The sequence below is a fragment of the Pseudomonas sp. CP-1 genome (assembly GCF_021213715.1).
GTDB classification, from domain to species: domain Bacteria; phylum Pseudomonadota; class Gammaproteobacteria; order Pseudomonadales; family Pseudomonadaceae; genus Pseudomonas; species Pseudomonas aeruginosa.
Window position 1 is genome coordinate 22,056 of record NZ_JAJQKY010000028.1, and the last position, 23,476, is coordinate 45,531.

Consider the following 23,476-nt stretch of genomic DNA (forward strand, 5'->3'; position numbering starts at 1 on the left):
GGGCGACCGCGACGACTGTTTCCGGGACTCACTAGAACTCGATTGCAAGCCGAATTCAGGCAGGAAAACACATGATGGACGCCTTCGAACTTCCCACCACCCTGGTCCAGGCCCTGCGTCGCCGCGCTGTCCAGGAGCCCGAGCGCCTGGCGCTGCGCTTCCTCGCCGAGGACGATGGCGAAGGCGTGGTCCTCAGCTATCGCGATCTCGACCTGCGCGCGCGGAGCATCGCCGCGGCCCTGCAGGCCCATGCGCAGCTGGGCGATCGCGCGGTGCTGCTGTTTCCCAGCGGCCCCGACTACGTCGCGGCGTTCTTCGGTTGCCTGTATGCCGGGGTCATTGCGGTGCCGGCCTATCCGCCGGAGTCGGCGCGCCGCCATCACCAGGAACGCCTGTTGTCGATCATCGCCGACGCCGAGCCGCGCCTGGTCCTGACCACCGCTGACCTGCGCGAGCCATTGCTGCAGATGAACGCGCAACTGTCCGCCGCCAACGCCCCGCAACTGCTCTGCGTCGACCAGTTGGACCCGGCCGTTGCCGAGGCCTGGGACGAGCCGCAAGTGCGTCCCGAGCATATCGCCTTCCTCCAGTACACCTCCGGTTCAACCGCATTGCCCAAGGGCGTGCAGGTCAGCCATGGCAACCTGGTCGCCAACGAGGTGCTGATCCGCCGAGGCTTCGGCATCGGTGCCGACGACGTGATCGTCAGCTGGCTGCCGCTGTACCACGACATGGGCCTGATCGGCGGCCTGCTGCAACCGATCTTCAGCGGCGTACCCTGCGTGCTGATGTCGCCGCGCTACTTCCTCGAACGTCCGGTGCGCTGGCTGGAAGCCATCAGCCAGTACGGCGGCACCGTCAGCGGCGGTCCCGATTTCGCCTACCGGCTGTGCAGCGAGCGGGTCGCCGAGTCGGCCCTGCAGCGTCTCGACCTGAGCGGCTGGCGGGTAGCCTTCTCCGGTTCCGAGCCGATCCGCCAGGACAGCCTGGAACGCTTCGCCGAGAAATTCGCCGCCAGCCGCTTCGAGGCGTCCAGTTTCTTCGCCTGCTACGGCCTCGCCGAGGCGACCCTGTTCGTCACCGGCGGCCAGCGCGGCCAGGGCATTCCCGCCCTGGCGGTGGATGGCGAGGCGCTGGCGCGCAACCGCATCGCCGAAGGCGCAGGCAGCGTGCTGATGTGCTGCGGCCGCAGCCAGCCGGAACACGCCGTGCTGATCGTCGACGCGGCGAGCGGCGAGGTTCTCGGCGACGACAACGTCGGCGAGATCTGGGCCGCCGGACCGAGCATCGCCCACGGCTACTGGCGCAACCCGGAAGCCTCGGCGAAGACCTTCGTCGAGCGTGACGGGCGCACCTGGCTGCGCACCGGCGATCTTGGTTTCCTCCGCGACGGCGAACTGTTCGTCACCGGGCGCCTGAAGGACATGCTCATCGTCCGCGGCCACAACCTCTATCCGCAGGACATCGAGCGCACCGTCGAGAGCGAGGTGCCGTCGGCGCGCAAGGGCAGGGTCGCGGCCTTCGCGGTCACGGTCGATGGCGAGGAAGGTATCGGCATTGCCGCCGAGATCGGTCGCGGCGTCCAGAAGTCGGTGCCGGCCCAGGAGCTGATCGACTCGATCCGCCAGGCGGTGGCCGAGGCCTACCAGGAAGCGCCGAAGGTGGTGGCGCTGCTCAATCCCGGCGCCTTGCCGAAGACATCCAGCGGCAAGCTGCAACGTTCCGCCTGCCGCCTGCGCCTGGAAGACGGCAGCCTGGACAGCTATGCGCTGTTTCCCGGCCTCCAGGCCGTGCAGGAAGCGCAGCCGCCGGCAGGCGACGACGAACTGCTGGCACGCATCGGCGAGATCTGGAAGGCCCGGTTGGGCGTGGCGCAGGTAGCGCCGCGCGATCACTTCTTCCTGCTTGGCGGCAATTCCATCGGCGCCGCCCAGGTGGTCGCCCAGGTGCGCGACAGTCTCGGCGTCGCCCTCGACCTGCGCCAATTGTTCGAGGCGCCGACCCTGCAGGCCTTCAGCGCCACGGTGGCCCGCCAACTGGCCGCCGGCCTGCCGGCCGAGGCACCGATGGCGCACCTGCCGCGCGGTGTCGACCTGCCGCAGTCGGCGGCGCAGCAGCGTCTCTGGCTGACCTGGCAGATCGATCCGCAGAGCGCCGCCTACAACATCCCCGGCGGCCTGCGCCTGCGCGGCGAGCTGGACGAAGCGGCGCTGCGCGCCAGCTTCCAGCGCCTGGTCGAACGCCACGAAGCGCTGCGCACGCGTTTCCTCGAGCGCGACGGCGCAGCCTTGCAGCGTATCGACGAGCAGGGCGAGTTCGCCTGGCAGTTCGTCGACCTCGCCGCGCTGGCCGAGCACGAACGTGACGCGGCTGCCGCGCAGCGCCGCGAAGCCGAGGCGCAGCAGCCGTTCGACCTGGAAAAGGGGCCGCTGCTGCGGGTCAGCCTGGTGCGCCTGGACGAACAGGAGCACCAGCTCTGGGTCACCCTGCATCACATCGTCGCCGATGGTTGGTCGCTGAACCTGCTGCTCGACGAATTCTCGCGGCTCTACGCCGAAGCCTGCGGTGGCCAGCCGGCCGACCTGGCGCCGCTGGAACTGCACTACGCCGAATTCGCCGCCTGGCAACGGCAGTGGCTGGACGCGGGCGAGGGCGCCCGCCAACTGGCCTACTGGCGGGAACGCCTGGGCGACGCGGCGCCGGTGCTGGAACTGGCCACCGACCATCCGCGCACGGCGCGCCAGGCGTCGCCGGCCGCGCGCTACAGCCTGCGGGTCGACGAAGCCCTGGCGCGGGCCATCCGCGAGGCCGCGCTGGACCATGAGGCGAGTGTCTTCATGTGGCTGCTGGCGGCGTTCCAGGCGCTGCTGCATCGCCACAGCGGGCAGGGCGAGATCCGCATCGGCGTGCCCAGCGCCAACCGCCAGCGCCTGGAGACCCAGGGGCTGGTCGGCTTCTTCATCAACACCCTGGTCCTGCGCGGCACGCCCCGGGCGCGCCAGCCGTTCGCCGCGTTGCTCGGCGAGGCTCGCGAGGCGACCCTCGGCGCCCAGGCCAACCAGGACCTGCCGTTCGACCAGGTGCTCGCAGCCTGCGGCCAGGGTGGCCAGTTGTTCCAGGTGTTGTTCAACCACCAGCAGCGCGACCTGTCGGCGTTGCGCCGGCTGCCTGGCCTGCTCGCCGACGAGCTGCCCTGGCACAGCCGCGAAGCCAAGTTCGACCTGCAACTGCAGAGCGAGGAGGACGCTCGCGGTCGCCTGACCCTGAACTTCGACTACGCCGCGGACCTCTTCGAGGAGGCCAGTATCCGGCGTTTCGCCGCGCAATACCTGGAGCTGCTGCGCCAGGTCGCGGAAGACCCGCAGCGCTGCCTCGGCGATATCGCCCTGGTCGACGCCGAGCAGGCGGCGCGCCTCGCCGAATGGGGCAGCGCGCCCTGCGAGCCGGCGCGCGCCTGGCTGCCGGAGCTGCTGGAGCGGCAACTGGCGCAGTCCGCCGAACGCGTCGCCCTGGAGTGGGACGGCGGCAGCCTCGGCTACGCCGAACTGCACGCCCGGGCCAACCGCCTGGCCCACTACCTGCGCGACAAGGGCGTCGGCCCGGACGTGCGGGTAGCGATCTGCGCCGAGCGTTCGCCGCAACTGCTGGTCGGTCTGCTGGCGATCGTCAAGGCGGGCGGCGCCTACGTGCCGCTGGACCCGGACTACCCCAGCGAACGCCTGGCCTACATGCTCGCCGACAGCGGCGTCGAGCTGCTGCTGACCCAGGCCCATCTGTTCGAGCGCCTGCCTGGCGCGGAGGGCGTCACGCCGATCTGCCTGGACAGCCTCAAGCTCGACAACTGGCCGAGCCAGGCACCGGGCCTGCACCTGCACGGCGACAATCTCGCCTACGTCATCTACACCTCCGGTTCCACCGGCCAGCCGAAGGGCGTGGGCAATACCCACGCGGCGCTGGCCGAGCGCCTGCAATGGATGCAGGCCACCTACGCCCTCGACGGCGACGACGTGCTGATGCAGAAGGCGCCGGTGAGCTTCGACGTGTCGGTGTGGGAGTGCTTCTGGCCGCTGGTCACCGGTTGCCGGCTGGCCCTCGCCGCCCCCGGCGAGCACCGCGATCCGGCGCGCCTGGTGGAACTGGTGCGGCAGTTCGGGGTGACCACGCTGCACTTCGTGCCGCCGCTGCTGCAACTGTTCATCGACGAACCCGGCGTCGCCGCCTGCGGCAGCCTGCGCCGCCTGTTCTCCGGCGGCGAGGCGCTTCCGGCGGAGCTGCGCAACCGCGTGTTGCAACGCCTGCCGGCAGTGGCCCTGCATAACCGCTACGGGCCGACCGAGACCGCCATCAACGTCACCCACTGGCAGTGCCGCGCGGAAGACGGCGAGCGGTCGCCGATCGGCCGGCCGCTGGGCAATGTGGTCTGCCGCGTGCTGGACGCCGAGTTCAACCTGCTGCCGGCCGGCGTCGCCGGCGAGCTGTGCATCGGCGGCCTGGGCCTGGCCCGTGGCTACCTGGGGCGCCCGGCGCTGAGCGCCGAGCGCTTCGTCGCCGATCCGTTCTCGGCCGACGGTGAGCGCCTGTACCGCACCGGCGACCGCGCGCGCTGGAACGCCGACGGCGTGCTGGAATACCTCGGCCGCCTCGACCAGCAGGTCAAGCTGCGTGGCTTCCGCATCGAGCCGGAGGAGATCCAGGCACGCCTGCTGGCGCAGCCGGGGGTGGCCCAGGCGGTGGTGGTGATCCGCGAAGGCGTGGCCGGCAGCCAGTTGGTCGGCTATTACACCGGCGCTGCCGGCGCCGAGGCGGAAGCCGAGCAGAACCAGCGTCTGCGCGCCGCGCTACAGGCCGAACTGCCGGAATACATGGTTCCGGCACAGTTGATGCGCCTGGCGCAGATGCCCCTTGGCCCGAGCGGCAAGCTGGATACGCGGGCGCTGCCGGAGCCGGTCTGGCAGCAGCGCGAGCACGTCGAGCCGCGGACCGAGCTGCAACGGCGCATCGCCGCGATCTGGAGCGAAGTGCTCGGCCTGCCGCGGGTCGGCCTGCGCGACGATTTCTTCGAACTCGGCGGGCATTCCCTGCTGGCCACCCGCATCGTCTCGCGCACCCGCCAGGCCTGCGACGTCGAACTGCCGTTGCGCGCGCTGTTCGAGGCCAGCGAACTGGAGGCCTTCTGCGAACAGGTCCGCGCAGCCCAGGCCGCCGGACGTACCGACAGCCACGGCGCGATCCGCCGCATCGACCGCGAGCAGCCGGTGCCGCTGTCCTACTCGCAGCAGCGCATGTGGTTCCTCTGGCAACTGGAGCCGGACAGCCCGGCCTACAACGTCGGCGGCCTGGCGCGCCTGAGCGGGCCGCTGGACGTGGCGCGCTTCGAGGCCGCGCTACAGGCCCTGGTGCAGCGCCACGAGACCCTGCGCACCACGTTCCCCAGCGTCGACGGCGTGCCGGTACAGCGCGTACATGGCGATGGCGGCCTGCACATGGACTGGCAGGACTTCTCCGCGCTCGACCGCGACAGCCGCCAGCAGCACCTGCAGACCCTCGCCGACAGCGAGGCGCACCGGCCCTTCGATCTTGAGAGCGGGCCGTTGCTGCGGGTCTGCATGGTGAAGATGGCCGAGCGTGAGCACTACCTGGTGGTGACCCTGCACCACATCGTCACCGAAGGCTGGGCGATGGACATCTTCGCCCGCGAACTGGGCGCGCTCTACGAGGCCTTCCTCGACGACCGCGAATCGCCGCTGGAGCCGTTGCCGGTCCAGTACCTGGACTACAGCGTGTGGCAGCGCGAGTGGCTGGAGAGCGGCGAGCGCCAGCGCCAGCTCGACTACTGGAAGGCCCAGCTGGGCAACGAGCATCCGCTGCTCGAACTGCCGGGCGACCGGCCACGCCCGCCGGTGCAGAGCCACCAGGGCGACCTCTACCGCTTCGACCTGAGCCCCGAGCTGGCCGAGCGCGTGCGGCGCTTCAACGCCGCCCGCGGACTGACCATGTTCATGACCATGACCGCCACCCTTGCGGCCTTGCTCTACCGCTACAGCGGCCAGCAGGACCTGCGCATCGGCGCGCCGGTGGCGAACCGCATCCGCCCGGAGAGCGAAGGGCTGATCGGCGCCTTCCTCAATACCCAGGTGCTGCGCTGCCGGCTCGACGGACAGATGAGCGTCGGTGAGCTGCTGGAGCAGGTGCGGCAGACCGTGATCGATGGCCAGTCGCACCAGGACCTGCCGTTCGACCACCTGGTGGAAGCCCTGCAACCGCCGCGCAGCGCCGCCTACAACCCGTTGTTCCAGGTGATGTGCAACGTTCAGCGCTGGGAGTTCCAGCAAACCCGGCAACTGGCCGGGATGACCGTCGAGTACATCGCCAACGATGCGCGGGCGACCAAGTTCGACCTCAACCTGGAGGTCACCGACCTCGACCAGCGCCTCGGCTGCTGCCTGACCTACAGCCGCGACCTGTTCGACGAACCGCGCATCGCGCGGATGGCCGGACACTGGCAGAACCTGCTGGAGGCGCTGCTGGGCGACCCGCAGCGGCGCATTGCCGAATTGCCGCTGTTCGCCGCCGAGGAGCGGAAGCAACTGCTGCTCGCCGGCACGGCCGGCGAGGCAGGGCTCCAGGACACCCTCCATGGCCTGTTCGCCGCCCGCGTGGCGGCCAGCCCCCAGGCCCCGGCGCTGACCTTCGCCGGACAGACCCTGAGCTATGCCGAACTCGATGCCCGCTCCAACCGTCTGGCGCGCGTCCTGCGCAGTCACGGCGTCGGCCCGGAAGTGCGGGTCGGCCTGGCCCTGGAGCGTTCGCTGGAGATGGTCGTCGGCCTGCTGGCGATCCTCAAGGCTGGCGGCGCCTACGTGCCGCTGGACCCGGAATATCCGCTGGAGCGCCTGCAATACATGATCGAGGACAGCGGCGTACGCCTGCTGCTCAGCCACGCGGCGCTGTTCGAGGCCCTCGGCGAGCTGCCGGCGGGCGTGGCGCGCTGGTGCCTCGAGGAGGACGGCCCGGCGCTGGACGCCGAGGACCCCGCGCCGCTGGCAGCGCTGAGCGGTCCGCAGCACCAGGCCTACCTGATCTATACCTCCGGCTCCACCGGCAAGCCGAAGGGCGTGGCGGTCTCCCACGGCGAGATCGCCATGCACTGCGCCGCGGTGATCGAGCGCTTCGGCATGCGCGCCGAGGATTGCGAACTGCACTTCTATTCGATCAACTTCGACGCCGCCAGCGAGCGCCTGCTGGCCCCGTTGCTGTGCGGCGCCCGCGTGGTGCTGCGGGCCCAGGGCCAGTGGGGCGCGGAGGAAATCTGCGAGCTGATCCGCGCGGAGGGCGTGAGCATCCTCGGCTTCACCCCAAGCTACGGCAGCCAGCTCGCCCAGTGGCTGGAGAGCCAGGGCCGGCAGTTGCCGGTGCGCATGTGCATCACCGGCGGCGAAGCGCTGACCGGCGAGCACCTGCAACGGATTCGCCAGGCCTTCGCCCCGGCGTCGTTCTTCAATGCCTACGGACCGACCGAAACGGTGGTCATGCCGCTGGCCTGCCTGGCTCCCGAACGCCTGGAGGAGGGTGCCGCCAGCGTGCCGATCGGCAGCGTGGTCGGCGCGCGGGTCGCCTACATCCTGGATGCCGACCTGGCCCTGGTGCCGCAGGGCGCGACCGGCGAACTCTACGTCGGCGGCGCCGGCCTGGCGCGCGGCTACCATGAGCGTCCGGCGCTCAGCGCCGAGCGCTTCGTGCCCGATCCCTTCGCTGCCGAGGGCGGCCGCCTGTACCGCACCGGCGACCTGGTGCGCCTGTGCGACAACGGCCAGGTGGAATATGTCGGCCGCATCGACCACCAGGTGAAGATCCGTGGCTTCCGCATCGAACTGGGCGAGATCGAGGCGCGCCTGCTGGAGCATCCGCAGGTTCGCGAAGCGCTGGTCCTGGCGCTCGACAGCCCGAGCGGCAAGCAGTTGGCCGGTTATGTCGCCAGCGCGGTGGCCGAGCAGGACGAGGACGCCCAGGCGGCGCTGCGCGAGGCGCTGAAAACGCATCTCAAGCAGCAATTGCCGGACTACATGGTGCCGGCCCACCTGCTGTTGCTCGCCAGCCTGCCGCTGACCGCCAACGGCAAGCTCGACCGCCGCGCGCTGCCGGCGCCCGACCCGGCGCTCAACCGGCAGGCCTACGAGGCCCCGCGCAGCGTGCTGGAGCAGCAACTGGCCGGGGTCTGGCGCGAGGTGCTGAACGTCGAGCGGGTAGGTCTCGGCGACAACTTCTTCGAACTGGGCGGCGATTCGATCCTGTCGATCCAGGTGGTCAGCCGCGCCCGCCAGCTCGGCATCCACTTCAGCCCCCGCGACCTGTTCCAGCACCAGACCGTGCAGAGCCTCGCCGCGGTGGCCCGGCACAGCCAGGCCAGCCAGGCCGAGCAGGGGCCGGTGCAGGGCGACAGCGCGCTGACGCCGATCCAGCACTGGTTCTTCGACCTGCCGCTGGCGCGCCGCGAACACTGGAACCAGTCGCTGCTGTTGCAGCCGCGGCAGGCCATTGACCTCGGCCTGCTGCGCAAGTCCCTGCAACGCCTGGTCGAACAGCATGATGCCCTGCGCCTGGCGTTCCGCCAGGTCGACGGCGAGTGGCTGGCGCAGCATCGTCCGCTGCGCGAACAGGAACTGCTCTGGCACGTCCCGGTGCAATCCTTCGACGAATGCGCCGAGCTGTTCGCCAAGGCCCAGCGCAGCCTCGACCTCGAACAGGGGCCGCTGCTGCGCGCGGTGCTGGTGGACGGCCCGGCCGGCGAGCAACGCCTGCTGCTGGCGATCCACCACCTGGTGGTGGACGGGGTGTCCTGGCGGGTGCTGCTGGAGGATCTGCAACAGGTCTACCGTCAGTTCGCCGAGGGCGCCGAACCGGCGCTGCCGGCCAAGACCAGCGCCTTCCGCGACTGGGCCGGACGCCTGCAGGCCTACGCCGGCAGCGAATCGCTGCGCGAGGAGCTGGGCTGGTGGCAAGCCCGGCTGGGCGGGCAGTCGGCCGAGTGGCCATGCGACCGCCCGCAGGGCGACAACCGCGAGGCGCTGGCGGAAAGTGTCAGCCTGCGGCTCGACCCGCAACGTACCCGGCAATTGCTGCAACAGGCGCCGGCGGCCTACCGCACCCAAGTCAACGACCTGCTGCTGACCGCCCTCGCTCGCGTGCTCTGCCGCTGGAGCGGGCAGCCGTCGACGCTGGTGCAGTTGGAAGGGCATGGCCGCGAGGCGCTGTTCGACGATATCGACCTGACCCGCAGTGTCGGCTGGTTCACCAGCGCCTACCCGTTGCGCCTGACCCCGGCGCAGAGCCCGGGCGAGTCGATCAAGGCGATCAAGGAACAGCTCCGCGCGGTGCCGCACAAGGGCCTCGGCTACGGCGTGCTGCGCTACCTCGCCGATCCGGCGGTGCGCCAGGCGATGGCCGCGCTGCCGACGGCGCCGATCACCTTCAACTACCTCGGACAGTTCGACCAGAGCTTCGCCGACGCCCTGTTCCAGCCGCTGGACCAGCCCACCGGGCCGATCCACGACGAGCAGGCGCCGTTGCCCAACGAGCTGAGCGTCGATGGCCAGGTCTACGGCGGCGAGCTGGTGCTGCGCTGGACCTACAGCCGCGAGCGCTACGACGCGCGGACGGTGAACGAGCTGGCGCAGGCCTATCTCGCCGAACTGCAGGCGCTGATCGAGCATTGCCTGGAAGACGGCGCCGGCGGCCTGACCCCGTCCGACTTCCCGCTGGCGCAACTGAGCCAGGCGCAACTGGACGCCCTGGCGGTGCCGGCCGGCGAGATCGAGGACGTCTATCCGCTGACCCCGATGCAGGAAGGGTTGCTGTTGCACACCCTGCTGGAACCGGGCACCGGCATCTACTACATGCAGGACCGCTACCGGATCGACAGCCCGCTCGATCCCGAGCGCTTCGCCGCTGCCTGGCAGGCGGTGGTGGCCCGCCACGAGGCGCTGCGTGCGTCGTTCGTCTGGAATGCCGGCGAAACGATGTTGCAGGTGATCCACAAGCCCGGTCGCACCCGCATCGAGTTCCTCGACTGGAGCGAACTGCCGGAGGACGGCCACGAGGAACGCCTGCAAGCGCTGCACAAGCGCGAGCGCGAGGCCGGCTTCGACCTGCTCGAACAGCCGCCGTTCCACCTGCGCCTGATCCGCCTGGGTGAGGCGCGCTACTGGTTCATGATGAGCAACCACCACATCCTCATCGATGCCTGGTGCCGTGGCCTGCTGATGAACGACTTCTTCGAGATCTACGGCGCCCTCGGCGAAGGCCGCCCGGCGAACCTGCCGACGCCGCCGCGCTACCGCGACTACATCGCCTGGCTGCAACGCCAGGACCTGGAGCAATCGCGCCGCTGGTGGAGCGAGAGCCTGCGCGGTTTCGAGCGGCCGACCCTGGTGCCCAGCGACCGCCCGTTCCTCCGCGAGCACGCCGGCGAGAGCGGCGGGATGATCGTCGGCGACCGCTACACGCGTCTGGACGCCGCCGACGGCGCGCGCCTGCGCGAACTGGCGCAGCGCTACCAGCTCACCGTCAACACCTTCGCCCAGGCCGCCTGGGCGCTGACCCTGCGCCGCTTCAGCGGCGAGCGCGACGTGCTCTTCGGCGTCACCGTGGCCGGGCGCCCGGTGGGCATGCCGGAAATGCAGCGCACCGTCGGCCTGTTCATCAACAGCATCCCATTGCGCGTGCAGATGCCGGCCGCCGGCCAGCGTTGCACGGTGCGCGAGTGGCTGAACCGGCTGTTCGAGCGCAACCTGGAGTTGCGCGAGCACGAGCACCTGCCCCTGGTGGCCATCCAGGAAAGCAGCGAGCTGCCCAAGGGCCAGCCGCTGTTCGACAGTCTGTTCGTGTTCGAGAACGCTCCGGTGGAAGTCTCGGTGCTGGACCGCGCGCAGAGCCTGAACGCCAGTTCCGACTCCGGGCGTACCCACACCAACTTCCCGTTGACCGTGGTCTGCTATCCGGGCGATGACCTCGGCCTGCACCTGTCCTACGACCAGCGCTACTTCGAGGCGCCGACCGTCGAGCGCCTGCTCGGCGAGTTCAAGCGCCTGCTGCTGGCCCTGGCCGACGGTTTCCATGGCGAACTGGAGGCCTTGCCGCTGCTCGGCGAGGACGAGCGCGACTTCCTCCTCGACGGCTGCAACCGCAGCGCCCGCGACTACCCGCTGGAGCAAGGCTACGTGCGGCTGTTCGAGGCGCAGGTGGCGGCCCATCCGCAGCGCATCGCCGCCAGTTGCCTGGAGCAGCGCTGGAGCTACGCCGAGCTGAACCGCCGGGCCAACCGTCTCGGCCACGCCCTGCGCGCCGCCGGCGTCGGCATCGACCAGCCGGTGGCACTGCTGGCCGAGCGCGGCCTCGACCTGCTCGGCATGATCGTCGGCAGCTTCAAGGCCGGTGCCGGCTACCTGCCGCTCGACCCCGGCTATCCGACCCAGCGCCTGACCCGGATCGTCGAGCTGAGCCGCACGCCGGTACTGGTCTGCACCCAGGCCTGCCGTGAGCAGGCGCTGGCGCTGTTCGACGAACTCGGCTGCGTCGACCGGCCGCGCCTGCTGGTGTGGGACGAGATCCAGCAGGGCGAGGGCGCCGAGCATGATCCGCAGGTCTACAGCGGGCCGCAGAACCTCGCCTACGTGATCTACACCTCCGGCTCCACCGGACTGCCGAAGGGCGTGATGGTGGAGCAGGCGGGCATGCTCAACAACCAGTTGAGCAAGGTCCCGTACCTGGAACTGGACGAGAACGACGTGATCGCCCAGACCGCCTCGCAGAGCTTCGACATCTCGGTCTGGCAATTCCTCGCCGCGCCGTTGTTCGGCGCCCGCGTGGCGATCGTGCCGAACGCCATCGCCCACGATCCGCAGGGCCTGCTGGCGCACGTCGGCGAACAGGGCATCACGGTGCTGGAAAGCGTGCCGTCGCTGATCCAGGGCATGCTCGCCGAAGAGCGCCAGGCCCTCGACGGCCTGCGCTGGATGTTGCCCACCGGCGAGGCGATGCCGCCGGAACTGGCGCGCCAGTGGCTCAAGCGCTACCCACGGATCGGCCTGGTGAATGCCTACGGGCCGGCGGAGTGTTCCGACGACGTGGCGTTCTTCCGCGTCGACCTGGCCTCCACCGAGAGCACCTACCTGCCGATCGGCAGTCCCACCGACAACAACCGCCTGTACCTGCTCGGTGCCGGCGCCGACGACGCCTTCGAACTGGTGCCGCTGGGCGCGGTGGGCGAGCTGTGCGTGGCCGGCACCGGCGTCGGTCGTGGCTACGTCGGCGATCCGCTGCGCACCGCTCAGGCCTTCGTCCCGCATCCGTTCGGCGCGCCGGGCGAGCGTCTGTACCGTACCGGCGACCTGGCGCGGCGGCGCGCCGACGGAGTGCTGGAATATGTCGGGCGGATCGACCACCAGGTGAAGATCCGCGGCTTCCGCATCGAGCTGGGCGAGATCGAGGCGCGCCTGCACGAACGCGCCGACGTCCGCGAGGCGGCGGTGGCGGTCCAGGAAGGGGCGAACGGCAAGTACCTGGTGGGCTACCTGGTTCCCGGCGAGACACCGCGTTCCAGCGCCGACTCGCCGGCCGGACTGATGGTGGAGCAGGGCGCCTGGTTCGAGCGGATCAAGCAGCAACTGCGCGCCGACCTGCCGGACTACATGGTGCCGCTGCACTGGCTGGTGCTGGACCGGATGCCGCTCAACGCCAACGGCAAGCTCGACCGCAAGGCGCTGCCGGCGTTGGACATCGGCCAGATGCAGAACCAGGCCTACCAGGCCCCGCGCAACGAACTGGAGGAAACCCTGGCACGGATCTGGGCCGAGGTGCTGAAGGTCGAGCGGGTCGGGGTGTTCGACAACTTCTTCGAACTCGGCGGGCATTCGCTGCTGGCCACCCAGATCGCCTCGCGGGTGCAGAAGGCCCTGCAACGCAACGTGCCGCTACGGGCGATGTTCGAATGCACCACGGTGGAAGAGCTGGCCAGCTACATCGAGTCCCTGGCCCCGAGCGAGATCAGCGAGCAGAAGGCCGAGCGCCTGAACGACCTGATGTCGAAGCTGGAAATGCTCTGATCGGATCCGGCCGCCGAGCCCTTCGCGGGGGGCGATGAAAATGGCCGGAAGGGAATGTTCCATACTCCCTTCCGGCCATTCTTCATATATGTGCGTATATATAAACGCCGATATATGGGTCGGCTTGATTCATTACAACGCGATATTCCCGACTTTCGCCGAAGCCGCGTTGTAACGCTGGTGCTGTTTACGCTTGACCGAAGAACTGCGCTTGAAACGCCGGGTCGCCGTAAAGATGTTCTTCAAGGTAATCGGGAATACCGTGATCAATCCGTTGCCCTTGTGATATTCCGGGTTCCGATCAAGGAAGAAACGCACATTCGGATTGCTGTGCGTAGCCCAGCGTGCCCGTTCGTGATCGGCCTCGGTGGTGGTCCAGCCGGTGTCGACCACCAGCGGATCGTTGCTGCTGCGCTTGAAGCTGAACTGGGCGATCAGGTGTTCGAGGAACTTCACGTGGTGGCTTTCCAGGTCGCAGTGGCAGGGCCAGACGTCATCCACGTACTTGGTCACCAGGGCGTAGCTGGAGGGATGGATCAGCGTGTCGAGGAACAGCAGGCGCTTGCCGGGGTTGAGCAACTTGTAGCGCAGCACCTGGCGGGTAAGGAAGGGAATGCTCTGGTTGCTCCCCCGGTACTCCGGGAGGATCCCCGACTCGGCGCGGATCACGCAGGCCTTGCTGTACTGGAAGACTTCCGAGTCGTGGAAATGCACGGCGCAGTAGCCGACGATCTCGTGCTGGCGGTTGCGGTAGATGGCGATGCGGGTGAGGCGGGCGGTGGAGTGGATGACCTCGCGAGCGAAGGATTCATACTGGACGCCATGAAAGATCCTGGCGTGAATCGCGTAGAGTTCGCTTGCGAGGTTTCCCCTCTGTGTTTCGTCGAGTTTTCCCGGGTTGACGACTTCCCGGTAGATCCTGGCAGTCATAATCTTCTCCGAAGGAATCATCCAATATTAATTTTCGAATTTTTTTCATGCCGATGACTTCTTGTTGTTGTGCGTGGAGGTGAGGCTAGGGAAAGTCTATTTCCATATTGTTAACTGGCGCCGCCATACGCCTTAAGCTGCCAGATCTGACAGGGTATTAACTTATATTCGGAACTTGCTTCGGCTCGCTGCGCTGGCGGTCGCTCTTCGCCGCCGGCCTTTATTCTTTCGCTGTCCTTCCGGGAGGTGGCAGATGACGCAGAACATCCACGATCGCGACGACTTCTTCGCCGCCTGCCGGTCAACCTGCACGCCATACCGCTGCCCGGCGTCTCCATCGAGCAACCTGTCTACAGGTGGTCCCGCCAGCCTGGCTGGCGGCTGGACAGGGAGGGTCGGCGCACCTGCCGGACCGCTACTCGAACGAAGGGCCGCGTACCACCGACTGGCTGGCCAGCGGCGTGGTCAAGCGTCACCGCACGCTGGGCAGCCTGCTCAACCTGTTGATCGGGTTCGGGCTTTCGTCTCGAACGGGTGGAGGAGTGGAGCCCCGGCGACGAGCAAGTGGCCGCTCGCCTAGAGCGGCCGCAACTTGCGCAACCAGCGTCGCCAACCCAGTTGCACCATGGGTTCGCCCTGGCGTTCGAGGAGATCGGGCATCTCGCTGAAATTCACCCAGAGCTTGCCCTGCCAGTCGAGCATGTGCACCACCTGGCGCTCCCAGCGCAACTTGACGTAGCGCGGCATGCCGCTGTCGTCGGTGGCGCTGCGCAACTCCGGCACCACCTCGCCACTGAGCCAGCGGCGCAATTCGCCGCCATCGCCGCGCTGCTGGTAGATCAGCGCGGCATACGCGCCGGACTCGCTGATCAGCCACTGCGCCTGGTCTTCGCCACGTTCGGAACGCAACGACTCCCGGCGCGCCTGGTCGTCGTCCAGGCGGGCGAGCATCTGTTCGGGCTGGCTGTGTTCGATGAGCCGGGCGAAGTCGTCGAGGACGAACCAGGCCTGGTCGTCGATCAGCAGCGCGCGCAGCAATCGCTGCTGTCGGAAGAAGTAGTGCGGGGCAAGCTGGGTATGGCCGTGCATAGGAGAAATCCTTCTCTGAGCTGTCCGCTGCCTGGCTTCTGCCGGCGCGGCAGGGAGACAGGCCGCTCGTGGGTGTTGGGCCAGCAGGCTGTGGCCTGCCGGGAACCGAAGTCGCCGGCGAAAAAAGCCTACTGACAGCGCCTGTAGGACGGCAATGGCTAAGCCTTGTACGAAGTCTCCGATGGCACAAGCCCGCTGAACAGCTAGGCCTATGAGGGTAGGCTCTTGTCCACTGTCTATATGGCGGTGAACTGCTCGCAGCCGAACCCGTTCCCTGAGCATTTCCTGGTTATCTGCGTGGCACTGGGCTGGCCCGGAAAACCTATAGCCATTTGGCGGAAAACAGGAGCGGCGGGTTTTTCCCTGCCAGAAAACCTCTTTTTTCGAGGTCTCGTAACTTGCTGATTTATAAGGGCGTAAGAAATCGTCCGAAAAAAGGGTCGGAAGCTTCGGGCAATTGGCGGCCGTTTCGCGAGGACCGGGACGGCGATCAAGCGTGCCGTTCGGACGCGAAAGGTCTTGTGATGGCGATGCCGCAAAGCCCCCGGCCAGGCCGGGGGCGTCGCGCCAGGGAGCGGCGCTACAGGCTCGGGTGGCCCGCCTCGATTTCGGACAAGGCATCGCTGAGCAGCGACAGCAACGCACCGTTGATGTAGGCCAGGGTGCCGCCGGGCTCTTCTTTCTCATCGAGCAAACGGGTCATGGCCAGGATGTTGATCGCCGACCTCAAGCGCACTTTCGCGTTGTCGAACAAGTGCGTGGGGAGTGCATGGGTGTCCACGTACAGGGTGGCGCTACGCGGACACATGTCGGCCTGGGAGGTGGGTAGCAGCGGGACGAAGCGGGGGGACGATTCTGTTACCTCGGGGTTGGACGTATCATTCGGCTTAGCCATGGGTCAGCTCCTTAGTAAGCTGGGTTGTGGTTAGCGGGTCGTAGGTGTTCCACCACCTGCGGCCCGCGTCTTTTTTGCCCTCAGAAAATAGAGGGCAGTGCCGTTCGGTCCTGTCCCTGCGGGACGGATTTGCCGGCCCCTCCATCATCCTCCTACTGGGTTTTTATCCAATTCCCGGGCTTCTGAGAGAGCCTGCGGAAATGTCCGGGGGAGCTGTCCGGCGTTTCCAGGGCCTGTAGGGCGAATACCGCCACAGGCGGTATCCGCCGATACCCCGGATAAGCGGCGGATAACCGCGAGCGGTTATTCGCCCTACGGAGCGGGGGAGGTGTCGGCGTTTCCAGGGCGTTATCCGCCGATACCCCGGATAAGCGGCGGATAACCGCGAGCGGTTATTCGCCCTACGGAGCTGGGGAGGTGTCGGCGTTTCCAGGGCGTTATCCGCCGATTCAGAACGCCAGCAGGTAGCGCAGGGTCAGTTGGTTGCCTTCGCTGCGGTTGCGCGCGCCGCTTTCGGCGTAGAGGTTGGCGAACAGCGTTTGCCTGCCCTGGCTGTACATCACCCCCGGGCCTATGCCGAAGACCTGCTCGCGCGAGTCGGCCTGCCGGTGGTCGTCGATGCGGTCGGCGCTGATCTGTTTCAACTGGTAGCCGGCCAGGCCGATCCGCCAGTGCGGGTCCAGCGCGTAGGAGATCGAGAAGTTCGCGTGCAGCGCCTGTCCCGGCTGTACGTCGTTTGCGCCCAGGCGCGGCGAGGGGTCGTCGTTGCGGCTGATCCAGGCGTAGTGCAGGCGGCCGCTGAGTTCCAGGCGCTCGCCCAGTTCCCAGGTGAAGGCGTAGTGCGGGTTGAAGATCCAGGTGTTGCTGCCGGTGTTGATCGCGGCGTCCTTGTCGTAGTCGCCGGTGGGCAGGGAGAAGACGAAGTTCAGGCGCTGCCAGTAGGGGCGGCCGAACAGCGTAGCGGGCCCCCATTGCAGCATCAGCGGACTGACGATCAGGTCGCCCTGGCGGGTGCGCCGGCCGTCCGGGCCGCCGTCGATATCGAGGTCCAGGCGTACCAGCGGCAGCAGCACTTCGGCGCCGTAGTGGGCGCCGAGCAGGGTGTTCTGGCTGAGGTAGGCGAAGTGCGGCAACAGCATGGTGCCACGAACCCGTTGCCGACCGGGAACCGAATGCCCGCCGGCGTCGCTGGCGTTGTTTGCCCGAACGTATTGCAGGGGCAGTTCGAAGAGCATGCCGGGACGGCTGACGCCGTCCATGAAGCTGGCGTTGCCGAGCGCCAGCGGCGGCAGCGCGACGGCGTCGGCGCGGGCCTCCAGGCAGAGTGCGGCGGAGAGGGCGCCGAAGGTGGGTAGCAGGGCTGCACGCATGAGGGAGTTTCTCTTTTTTTCTGGTTCCGTGGGTTCAGAGCAACCTGATCGGGTAGTCGACCACCACCCGGTATTCGTCGGAGCTGGAGTTGCCGCGGGTGTTGCCGGGGGCGGTGTAGCCTTCGCCGGGGCGGTGGGTGGCCCAGCGCAGGGTCACGCTGAGGCCCTTGGCCGGGCCGGCGGGGAAGGCGTAGCGCAGCGACAGGTCGCGTTCCCAGTGCTGGGCGTTCTTGCCATTGGGGTTGTAGAGGTAGCCGTAGCCCGCGCTGTCCGGGTCGACCCGGGTCAGGTCGGCCTGGCCACGGCCGTAGGCGGCGCCGAACTGCCAGTCCGGGGCGGCGAGGAAGGCCAGGCTGGCCTGGTACTGGATCTTCCACGAGCGCTCGCCGGGGCCGTTGAAGTCGGCGTACTGCATGGCGTTGCTTTCGTAGAGGAAGGTCCGGTCGTTCTGCGCGATGAAGTCGAACGGGGTGTCGCCATCGACCTTTTGCAGGCTGAGGCTCAGCGACTGGCCGCCGCCGGCCAGGGTCAGGCCGACGTTGTAGAGGTCGTTGTCGATCCGGCCGAGCTGGCTGCGGCCCTGGTCGCGGGTCTTGTAGTAATGCAGCCAGGGCGTCAGGGTCAATTGGCTGGAAAGCCGCCACGGCTGGCTGAGGCCGAGGTAGTGCTGGTTCCAGATGTCCTCCAGGCGGCCGCTGTAGAGCGTCGCCTGGCTGCCGCCGGGGGCGCTGTAGCTGGCGCCCAGCCAGGCGATGTGCGGGCTTTCGCGATCGGCGGCGATACCGCCCTTGGTGCCGTTGCCGTAGCCGCTGGTGAGATGACTGTGGCCGCTCTGGTTGCGTAGGCGGGTGGCTTCGACGAAGCCGGCGTCCAGTTCGAACGCGCGGAAATGGTAGTTCTTCAGGGTCACGCCACGGTAGCTCTGCGGCACCATGCGACTGACGCCGCTGGCGATCACCGGGTTCTCCAGCAACTGGTCGCCGATCTTCAGCAGGCTGTCCAGGCCGCGCAGCTTGAGGGCCGCGCCGGCCGCCGAGAAGCTGTCGGCGGGGCGACCGGCGGAGTCCAGCGGCAGCACGCCGGCACCGCCGCTGCCGCCACCGCCGTCCAGGCGCAGGCCGTAGAAGGCGTGCGCATCCAGGCCGATGCCTATCGGCGTGTCGGTATAGCCGGAGCGGAACGACAGCATCAGGCCCTGGGCCCATTCGCGCTGGTCGCGGCGGGACGGGGTGTCGTGGTTGTCGCGGGCGAAATAGTAGTTGCGGAGGAAACCGTTCAGCGTCGAGCCTTCGACGAAGCCCGGCGGCACCTTCATTTCGGCTTTCTGCCGCTGGTTCAGGCCGGTGCTGATGTTGTCGCGATGGCCCAGGGAGTCGTCGGCGAGGGTCGAGCCCGGACCTATGGCAAGGGCAAGGCAGAGCGTAGCCCCGCGCTTCATGGAGGAATCAGGCATGGGTCCGGTCCGTAGTCGTTGCTGTCCACCAGGCTCCTGCTCGGCAAAAGAAGGGGCGTGCAGCCCCTTCCTTCCCATGGATCACTTGCGCTGCGAATCCAGTTGCTCGTGGTTGTTGACCACGGCCTGGGCCTTGGCGTAGCTCTCGATCAGCAGTTGGTAGTGCGGGAAGACCGCGCTGTAGGCCTCGGCGAACTGCACAGCGTCGTCGCGGTTCCAGGTGCGCTGGATTTCCGAGCAGACCGCGGCGGTGTCCATCGGCACCACGCCGGCCTGGACCACCCGTGCCAGGGTGATTTCCTGGGCCATCTTGGAGTAGGTGCCGGAGGCGTCGATCACCGCGAACACCTGGTAGCCGTCGTGTACCGCGGCGATGCTGGGGAAGGCCATGCACACGCTGGTGATGGTGCCGGCGATGATCAGTTGCTTCTTGCCGGTGGCCTTCACCGCGGCGACGAATTCCGGGTTGTCCCAGGCATTGATCTCACCCTTGCGCGCGACGTACTGGGCGTGCGGCGCGGCCTCGTGGATCTCCGGGATCAGCGGGCCGTTGGGGCCCTGCGGTACCGAGGCGGTGGTGATCACCGGGATCTTCGCCAGGGTGGCGACCTTGGCCAGGGTGGTGGCGTTGGCGCGCAGTTCGGTCATCGGCATGTCCTTGACCGTCTGGAACAGGCCGCTCTGGTGGTCGATCAGCAACATGGCGGCGTTGGCCGGATCGATCTTCGGGGTCTGGCCGTTGAAGTTGGCGGGAGCGCTCATTTCCATTTCCTCTTGCAGGGTGGTCGTCCGTGAATTTCGGGCAAAGCCCGGCCGGGCCCGCGCTTCCTGCGCGGGCCATGTCGTAGGGGGGCGGACTTCAGTGGGCGCGGATGAAGCGCCCGTTCTCGAAGTCCTCGATGGCCTGGTCGATTTCCTCGCGGCTGCTCATCACGAAGGGGCCATAGCCAATGATCGGCTCGTCCAGCGGCTCGCCGCTGAGCACCAGCAACTGCACGTCGTTGTTGGCTTCCAGTTCCAGCCGCGGGTCGTCGCGGTCGAGCAGGGCGACCTGGGCTTCGCGAACGATCTCGTCGCCGACCGCGAGGGTGCCGCGCAGGACCACCACGGCGCAGGTATGTCCCTTGGGCAGGTCGAGGGCGAGGTGCTTGCCGGCCTTCAGCTGCACGTCCCAGACCGCCAGCGGCGAGTGGGTCAGCGCCGGCCCCTGGTGGCGGCCGTAGCGTCCGGCGATCACCCGCAGTTCGCCGGCCCTGTCGGGCAGGCCGACGCGGGGAATGTCGGCATCCAGCAGGGTCTGGTAGCGCGGCGGGTTCATCTTGTCGCTGGAGGGCAGGTTGACCCATAGCTGGACCATTTCCAGCGTTCCACCTGTGCTACGGAAGCGTTCCGAGTGGTACTCCTCGTGGAGGATCCCGGAGGCCGCCGTCATCCACTGCACATCCCCCGGCCCGATGCGTCCGCCGGCGCCGGTGGAGTCGTGGTGCTCGACCTCGCCCTGGTAGACGATGGTCACCGTCTCGAAGCCGCGATGAGGATGCTGGCCTACGCCGCGGCGCTGCTGTGCGGGGGGGAAATCAGCAGGCCCGGCGTAGTCCAGCAAGAGGAACGGGCTGATATGCTGGCCCAGTGTGTTGTAGGAAAAGAGCGAACGAACGGGGAATCCGTCGCCCACCCAGTGGCGGTTGGCGTTGCCGTAGATTCCCAGGACCTTTTTCACGTCGGTGCTCCTCGATTGAGTCGATGGAGCGATACGCTAGTTCCCGGGAGTGGGAACCGGTAGTCCGCAAATCAAGTCTCAGAGTCTCGCAGGTGGAACGATGAGTGGTGAGCTGGTGTTCGATCTGAACGCGCTTTTCATCTATGCCAAGGTGGTCGAGCACGGTGGCTTCGCCCCCGCCGGGCGGGTGCTGGGGATTCCCAAGTCGACCATCAGCCGCAAGGTCGCGCAGCTCGAGGCGCGCCTGGGTGTGCGCCTGGTGCAGCGCTCGACGCGGCAATTCCAGGTGACCGAGATCGGCCAGGCCTATTACCGTCATTGCGTGGCGATGACGGTGGAAGCGGAGGCTGCCGAGGACGTCATCGAACAGAACCGCTCGGAGCCGTGCGGAATGGTCCGCCTGACCTGCTCGACGCCGCTGCTGCACTTCGAACTGGCGCCGATGCTGGCGCGCTTCATGGCGCAGTATCCGAACGTCGAGCTGTACGTGAAGACCTTCAATCGCCGGGTCGACGTGATCGCCGAAGGCTACGACATCTCGCTGTCGCTGCGTTTCCCGCCGCTGGAGGACAGCGACCTGGTGATGAAGGTGCTGGCACGCAGTCCGCAGGTGCTGGTGGCCAGCCCGGAGCTGCTGGCCCGCTACCGCCCGCCGGAGCTGCCGGCCGACCTGTCGGCGATGCCCTACGTCGGCTGGGAGCGTTCGCGCCTGGACGGCAGCCTGCGGCTGGTCGGCGCGGATGGCAGCAGCGCGGCCCTCAACCTGCGCCCGCAACTGCTCAGCGACGACCTCGGCACCTTGCGCCAGGCGGTGCTGGAGGGCGTCGGGATCGGCGGCCTGCCGCTCTGCGTGGTCAGTCGCGACCTGGCCGAGCGCCGGCTGGTGCGGGTGCTGCCGGAGTGGACGCCGGTGGAAGGCATGGTGGTGGCAATGTTCCCTTCGCGGCGCGGGCTGTTGCCTTCGGTCCGCGCGCTGATCGACTTTCTCGCCGCAGGCTTCGCCGACGCCGCGCAGCGCCAGTACCCGGCGCCGGGCTGAGGCTCAGCGACCGGCGCCCGGGCCGTAGAGTCGGAGCAGTTGCAGGGTCACGCCGTTGGACCAGCCGAAGCCGTCCTGCAGCGGGTACTCGCCACCGCCGCCGCCGCCCTGGTTGCCGCTGATGTCGTATTTCTCCACCAGTTTTCCTTCGCGGTCGTAGACCTGCTGCACCTGGGCGAGGAATCGCCGGCCGATGTCTTCCGCCAGGGCGTCCCGGCCGTAGGCGCGCAGGCCCTGTACGGCGACCCACTGCAAGGGTGCCCAGCCGTTCGGCTCGTCCCATTGCTGGCCGCTGGCACGGGTGGTGGTGGCCAGTCCGCCCGGGCGCAGCAGTTGGGCGGCGACGCTGTCGGCGGTACGACCGGCGCGTTCGGCGGAGGCCAGCCCGGTGAATAGCGGGAAGAGGCTGGCGGCGTTGATCCGCTCGATGGGCCGCCGGCGTTGCCAGTCGTAGTCGGCGTAGTAGCCCGCCGGGTGCCAGAGGTGGTCTTCGATGGCCTGTCGTCGCTTCTCCGCGCGGGCTCCGTAGCCTTGCTCGCAGGCCTTCAGCGCGCTGCTGGCGCAGGCCTTGGCGATGGTTCGTTCGAGATGGTAGAGCAGGGCGTTGAGGTCCACCGGGACGATGGCGGTGGTGCGGATGCTGGCCAGTTCGCGGCCGTCGTCCAGCCAGCGGGAGGAGAAGTCCCAGCCGCTTTCCGCGCCGGCCCGCAGGTCGCGATAGACCTCGCCCGCGGGGCGCTGCGGGGCGCGCGCGGCGGTCGCCCGGTCCTCCAGGAAGGACTCCTGGCGCGGTGTGTCACGGTTGTCCCAGTAGCGGTTCAGCAGGCTTCCGTCGGCCAGTTTCACCACGTGCAGGCGCGCCTCGTTGGGGCGCAGCCCGGCGGAGCCTTCCATCCAGTAGGCGTATTCCTTCTGTAGCTGCGGCAGGTAGCGCCGGTAGGCGGCGTCGCCTTCGCGTCTTGCCTGGAGGTCCACCATGTAGGCGAAGAACGGCGGCTGCGAACGGCTCAGGTAGTAGCTGCGGTTACCGTTGGGAATGTGCCCGTAGGTATCGATCAGGTAGGCGAAGTTGTCGAGCATGTCGCGCACCCGCTGGTGCTGCCCGCTCTCCGCAAGGCCGAGCATGGTGAAGTAGGAGTCCCAGTAGTACACCTCGCGGAAGCGTCCGCCGGGGACCACGTAGGGTTTCGGCAGCGGCAGCAGGCTGCTGTGGGCCGGCACCTGCTCGTAGTGGCGGGTCAACGCCGGCCACAGGTCGCTGATGTGGCTGGCGAGATCGGCACCCGCTTCCGGCGGGGCGGTCTCGACGCTGCCGGACTCCTCGAAGTTGCGGCCGACGAAGGCGCGCAGGTCGAAGCCGGGCCGCTCCCTCTCGTGCAGGTAGTCGGCGCGGATCCGTGCAGGCTCGCGCAGCGGGAGCGCATCGACGAAGTGCTTCTGGTCGCTGAACAGCCGGCTTTCCTGCACCGCCTGGAACAGCTCGGGATAGGCTTCGTCGGGGGCGATCGCGCGTTCGCCGCTGGCGTCCTGCCAACCCCAGGACGCGGGCGGGGTAGGCGCCGGGCCCTGGCTGCAGGCCGCCAGCAGGAGCAGGACCCAGGCCGCGAGCATGGCGCGGGGTAGAGCGGTTCGATCAGGCATCGGCTGTCTCCTCTTCGGCAAACGCCGGGCGCGGATCGGTCGCCGGCGGGGTGCGCCTGGGGCGGCGCGGCAACCCGGCGGGAGGGCCGGGAAGGGCGCTACCCCTGTTTCGGTGAGTCGCGGCGCACGAAGTTCCATCGGAAGGATCGCCAGCGTACCTATCGCTTCCGACAGGTCCTTGCGGATGAACTCCAGCGCTTCGTGCAGGTCCGTCGCAGAAGGGGCGCGAGCCCCCCAGT

General features: G+C 68.2%; 10 protein-coding genes. 2 read left to right on the top strand and 8 right to left on the bottom strand.

What is annotated here, in order from left to right:
* Positions 1-71: 71 nt before the first annotated feature.
* Complete coding sequence (gene pvdL / locus LT948_RS30710) at positions 72-13,100, top strand: pyoverdine non-ribosomal peptide synthetase/polyketide synthase PvdL (RefSeq protein ID WP_033995067.1); 13,029 nt, start codon at positions 72-74, stop codon at positions 13,098-13,100.
* Positions 13,101-13,232: 132 nt separating this feature from the next.
* Here pvdL and LT948_RS30715 read toward each other — a convergent pair whose 3' ends face one another.
* The 7 genes from LT948_RS30715 to LT948_RS30745 form a co-directional block, all read right to left on the bottom strand.
* On the bottom strand, positions 13,233-14,030 hold the full coding sequence (locus LT948_RS30715; RefSeq protein WP_003102987.1) for a hypothetical protein: 798 nt from the start codon (positions 14,028-14,030) through the stop codon (positions 13,233-13,235).
* A 576-nt stretch (positions 14,031-14,606) separates the two neighbouring features.
* A complete protein-coding gene (locus LT948_RS30720; protein ID WP_003089651.1) occupies positions 14,607-15,119 on the bottom strand; it encodes a BRO-N domain-containing protein in 513 nt (170 codons plus the stop codon).
* Between the two features lie 580 nt (positions 15,120-15,699).
* A complete protein-coding gene (locus tag LT948_RS30725) occupies positions 15,700-16,014 on the bottom strand; it encodes a hypothetical protein (RefSeq protein WP_003113065.1) in 315 nt (104 codons plus the stop codon).
* A gap of 449 nt (positions 16,015-16,463) precedes the next feature.
* Positions 16,464-17,384 (bottom strand): SphA family protein, encoded by a 921-nt coding sequence (locus LT948_RS30730; RefSeq protein WP_003120113.1) that lies wholly within the window; start codon positions 17,382-17,384, stop codon positions 16,464-16,466.
* Positions 17,385-17,418: 34 nt separating this feature from the next.
* On the bottom strand, positions 17,419-18,837 hold the full coding sequence (locus tag LT948_RS30735; protein ID WP_033995065.1) for an OprD family porin: 1,419 nt from the start codon (positions 18,835-18,837) through the stop codon (positions 17,419-17,421).
* 81 nt (positions 18,838-18,918) lie between these two features.
* Positions 18,919-19,599: a hydrolase gene (locus LT948_RS30740; RefSeq protein WP_003111283.1), complete on the bottom strand. Its 681-nt coding sequence runs from the start codon at positions 19,597-19,599 to the stop codon at positions 18,919-18,921.
* A 97-nt stretch (positions 19,600-19,696) separates the two neighbouring features.
* On the bottom strand, positions 19,697-20,557 hold the full coding sequence (locus LT948_RS30745) for a pirin family protein (protein WP_003089646.1): 861 nt from the start codon (positions 20,555-20,557) through the stop codon (positions 19,697-19,699).
* Between the two features lie 100 nt (positions 20,558-20,657).
* Here LT948_RS30745 and LT948_RS30750 point away from each other — a divergent pair, with 100 nt between their 5' ends.
* On the top strand, positions 20,658-21,596 hold the full coding sequence (locus tag LT948_RS30750; RefSeq protein ID WP_003105956.1) for a LysR substrate-binding domain-containing protein: 939 nt from the start codon (positions 20,658-20,660) through the stop codon (positions 21,594-21,596).
* A gap of 3 nt (positions 21,597-21,599) precedes the next feature.
* On the opposite strand, the gene treA is transcribed toward LT948_RS30750, so the two are convergent.
* A complete protein-coding gene (gene treA / locus LT948_RS30755) occupies positions 21,600-23,237 on the bottom strand; it encodes an alpha,alpha-trehalase TreA (RefSeq protein WP_003111286.1) in 1,638 nt (545 codons plus the stop codon).
* Positions 23,238-23,476: the final 239 nt, after the last annotated feature.

Bases quoted from the DNA above. Each gene is read 5' to 3' on its own strand.
- pvdL (WP_033995067.1), top strand. From the start codon at position 72: ATGATGGACGCCTTCGAACTTCCCACCACCCTGGTCCAGGCCCTGCGT.
- LT948_RS30715 (WP_003102987.1), bottom strand. From the start codon at position 14,030: ATGACTGCCAGGATCTACCGGGAAGTCGTCAACCCGGGAAAACTCGAC.
- LT948_RS30720 (WP_003089651.1), bottom strand. From the start codon at position 15,119: ATGCACGGCCATACCCAGCTTGCCCCGCACTACTTCTTCCGACAGCAG.
- LT948_RS30725 (WP_003113065.1), bottom strand. From the start codon at position 16,014: ATGGCTAAGCCGAATGATACGTCCAACCCCGAGGTAACAGAATCGTCC.
- LT948_RS30730 (WP_003120113.1), bottom strand. From the start codon at position 17,384: ATGCGTGCAGCCCTGCTACCCACCTTCGGCGCCCTCTCCGCCGCACTC.
- LT948_RS30735 (WP_033995065.1), bottom strand. From the start codon at position 18,837: ATGCCTGATTCCTCCATGAAGCGCGGGGCTACGCTCTGCCTTGCCCTT.
- LT948_RS30740 (WP_003111283.1), bottom strand. From the start codon at position 19,599: ATGAGCGCTCCCGCCAACTTCAACGGCCAGACCCCGAAGATCGATCCG.
- LT948_RS30750 (WP_003105956.1), top strand. From the start codon at position 20,658: ATGAGTGGTGAGCTGGTGTTCGATCTGAACGCGCTTTTCATCTATGCC.
- treA (WP_003111286.1), bottom strand. From the start codon at position 23,237: ATGCCTGATCGAACCGCTCTACCCCGCGCCATGCTCGCGGCCTGGGTC.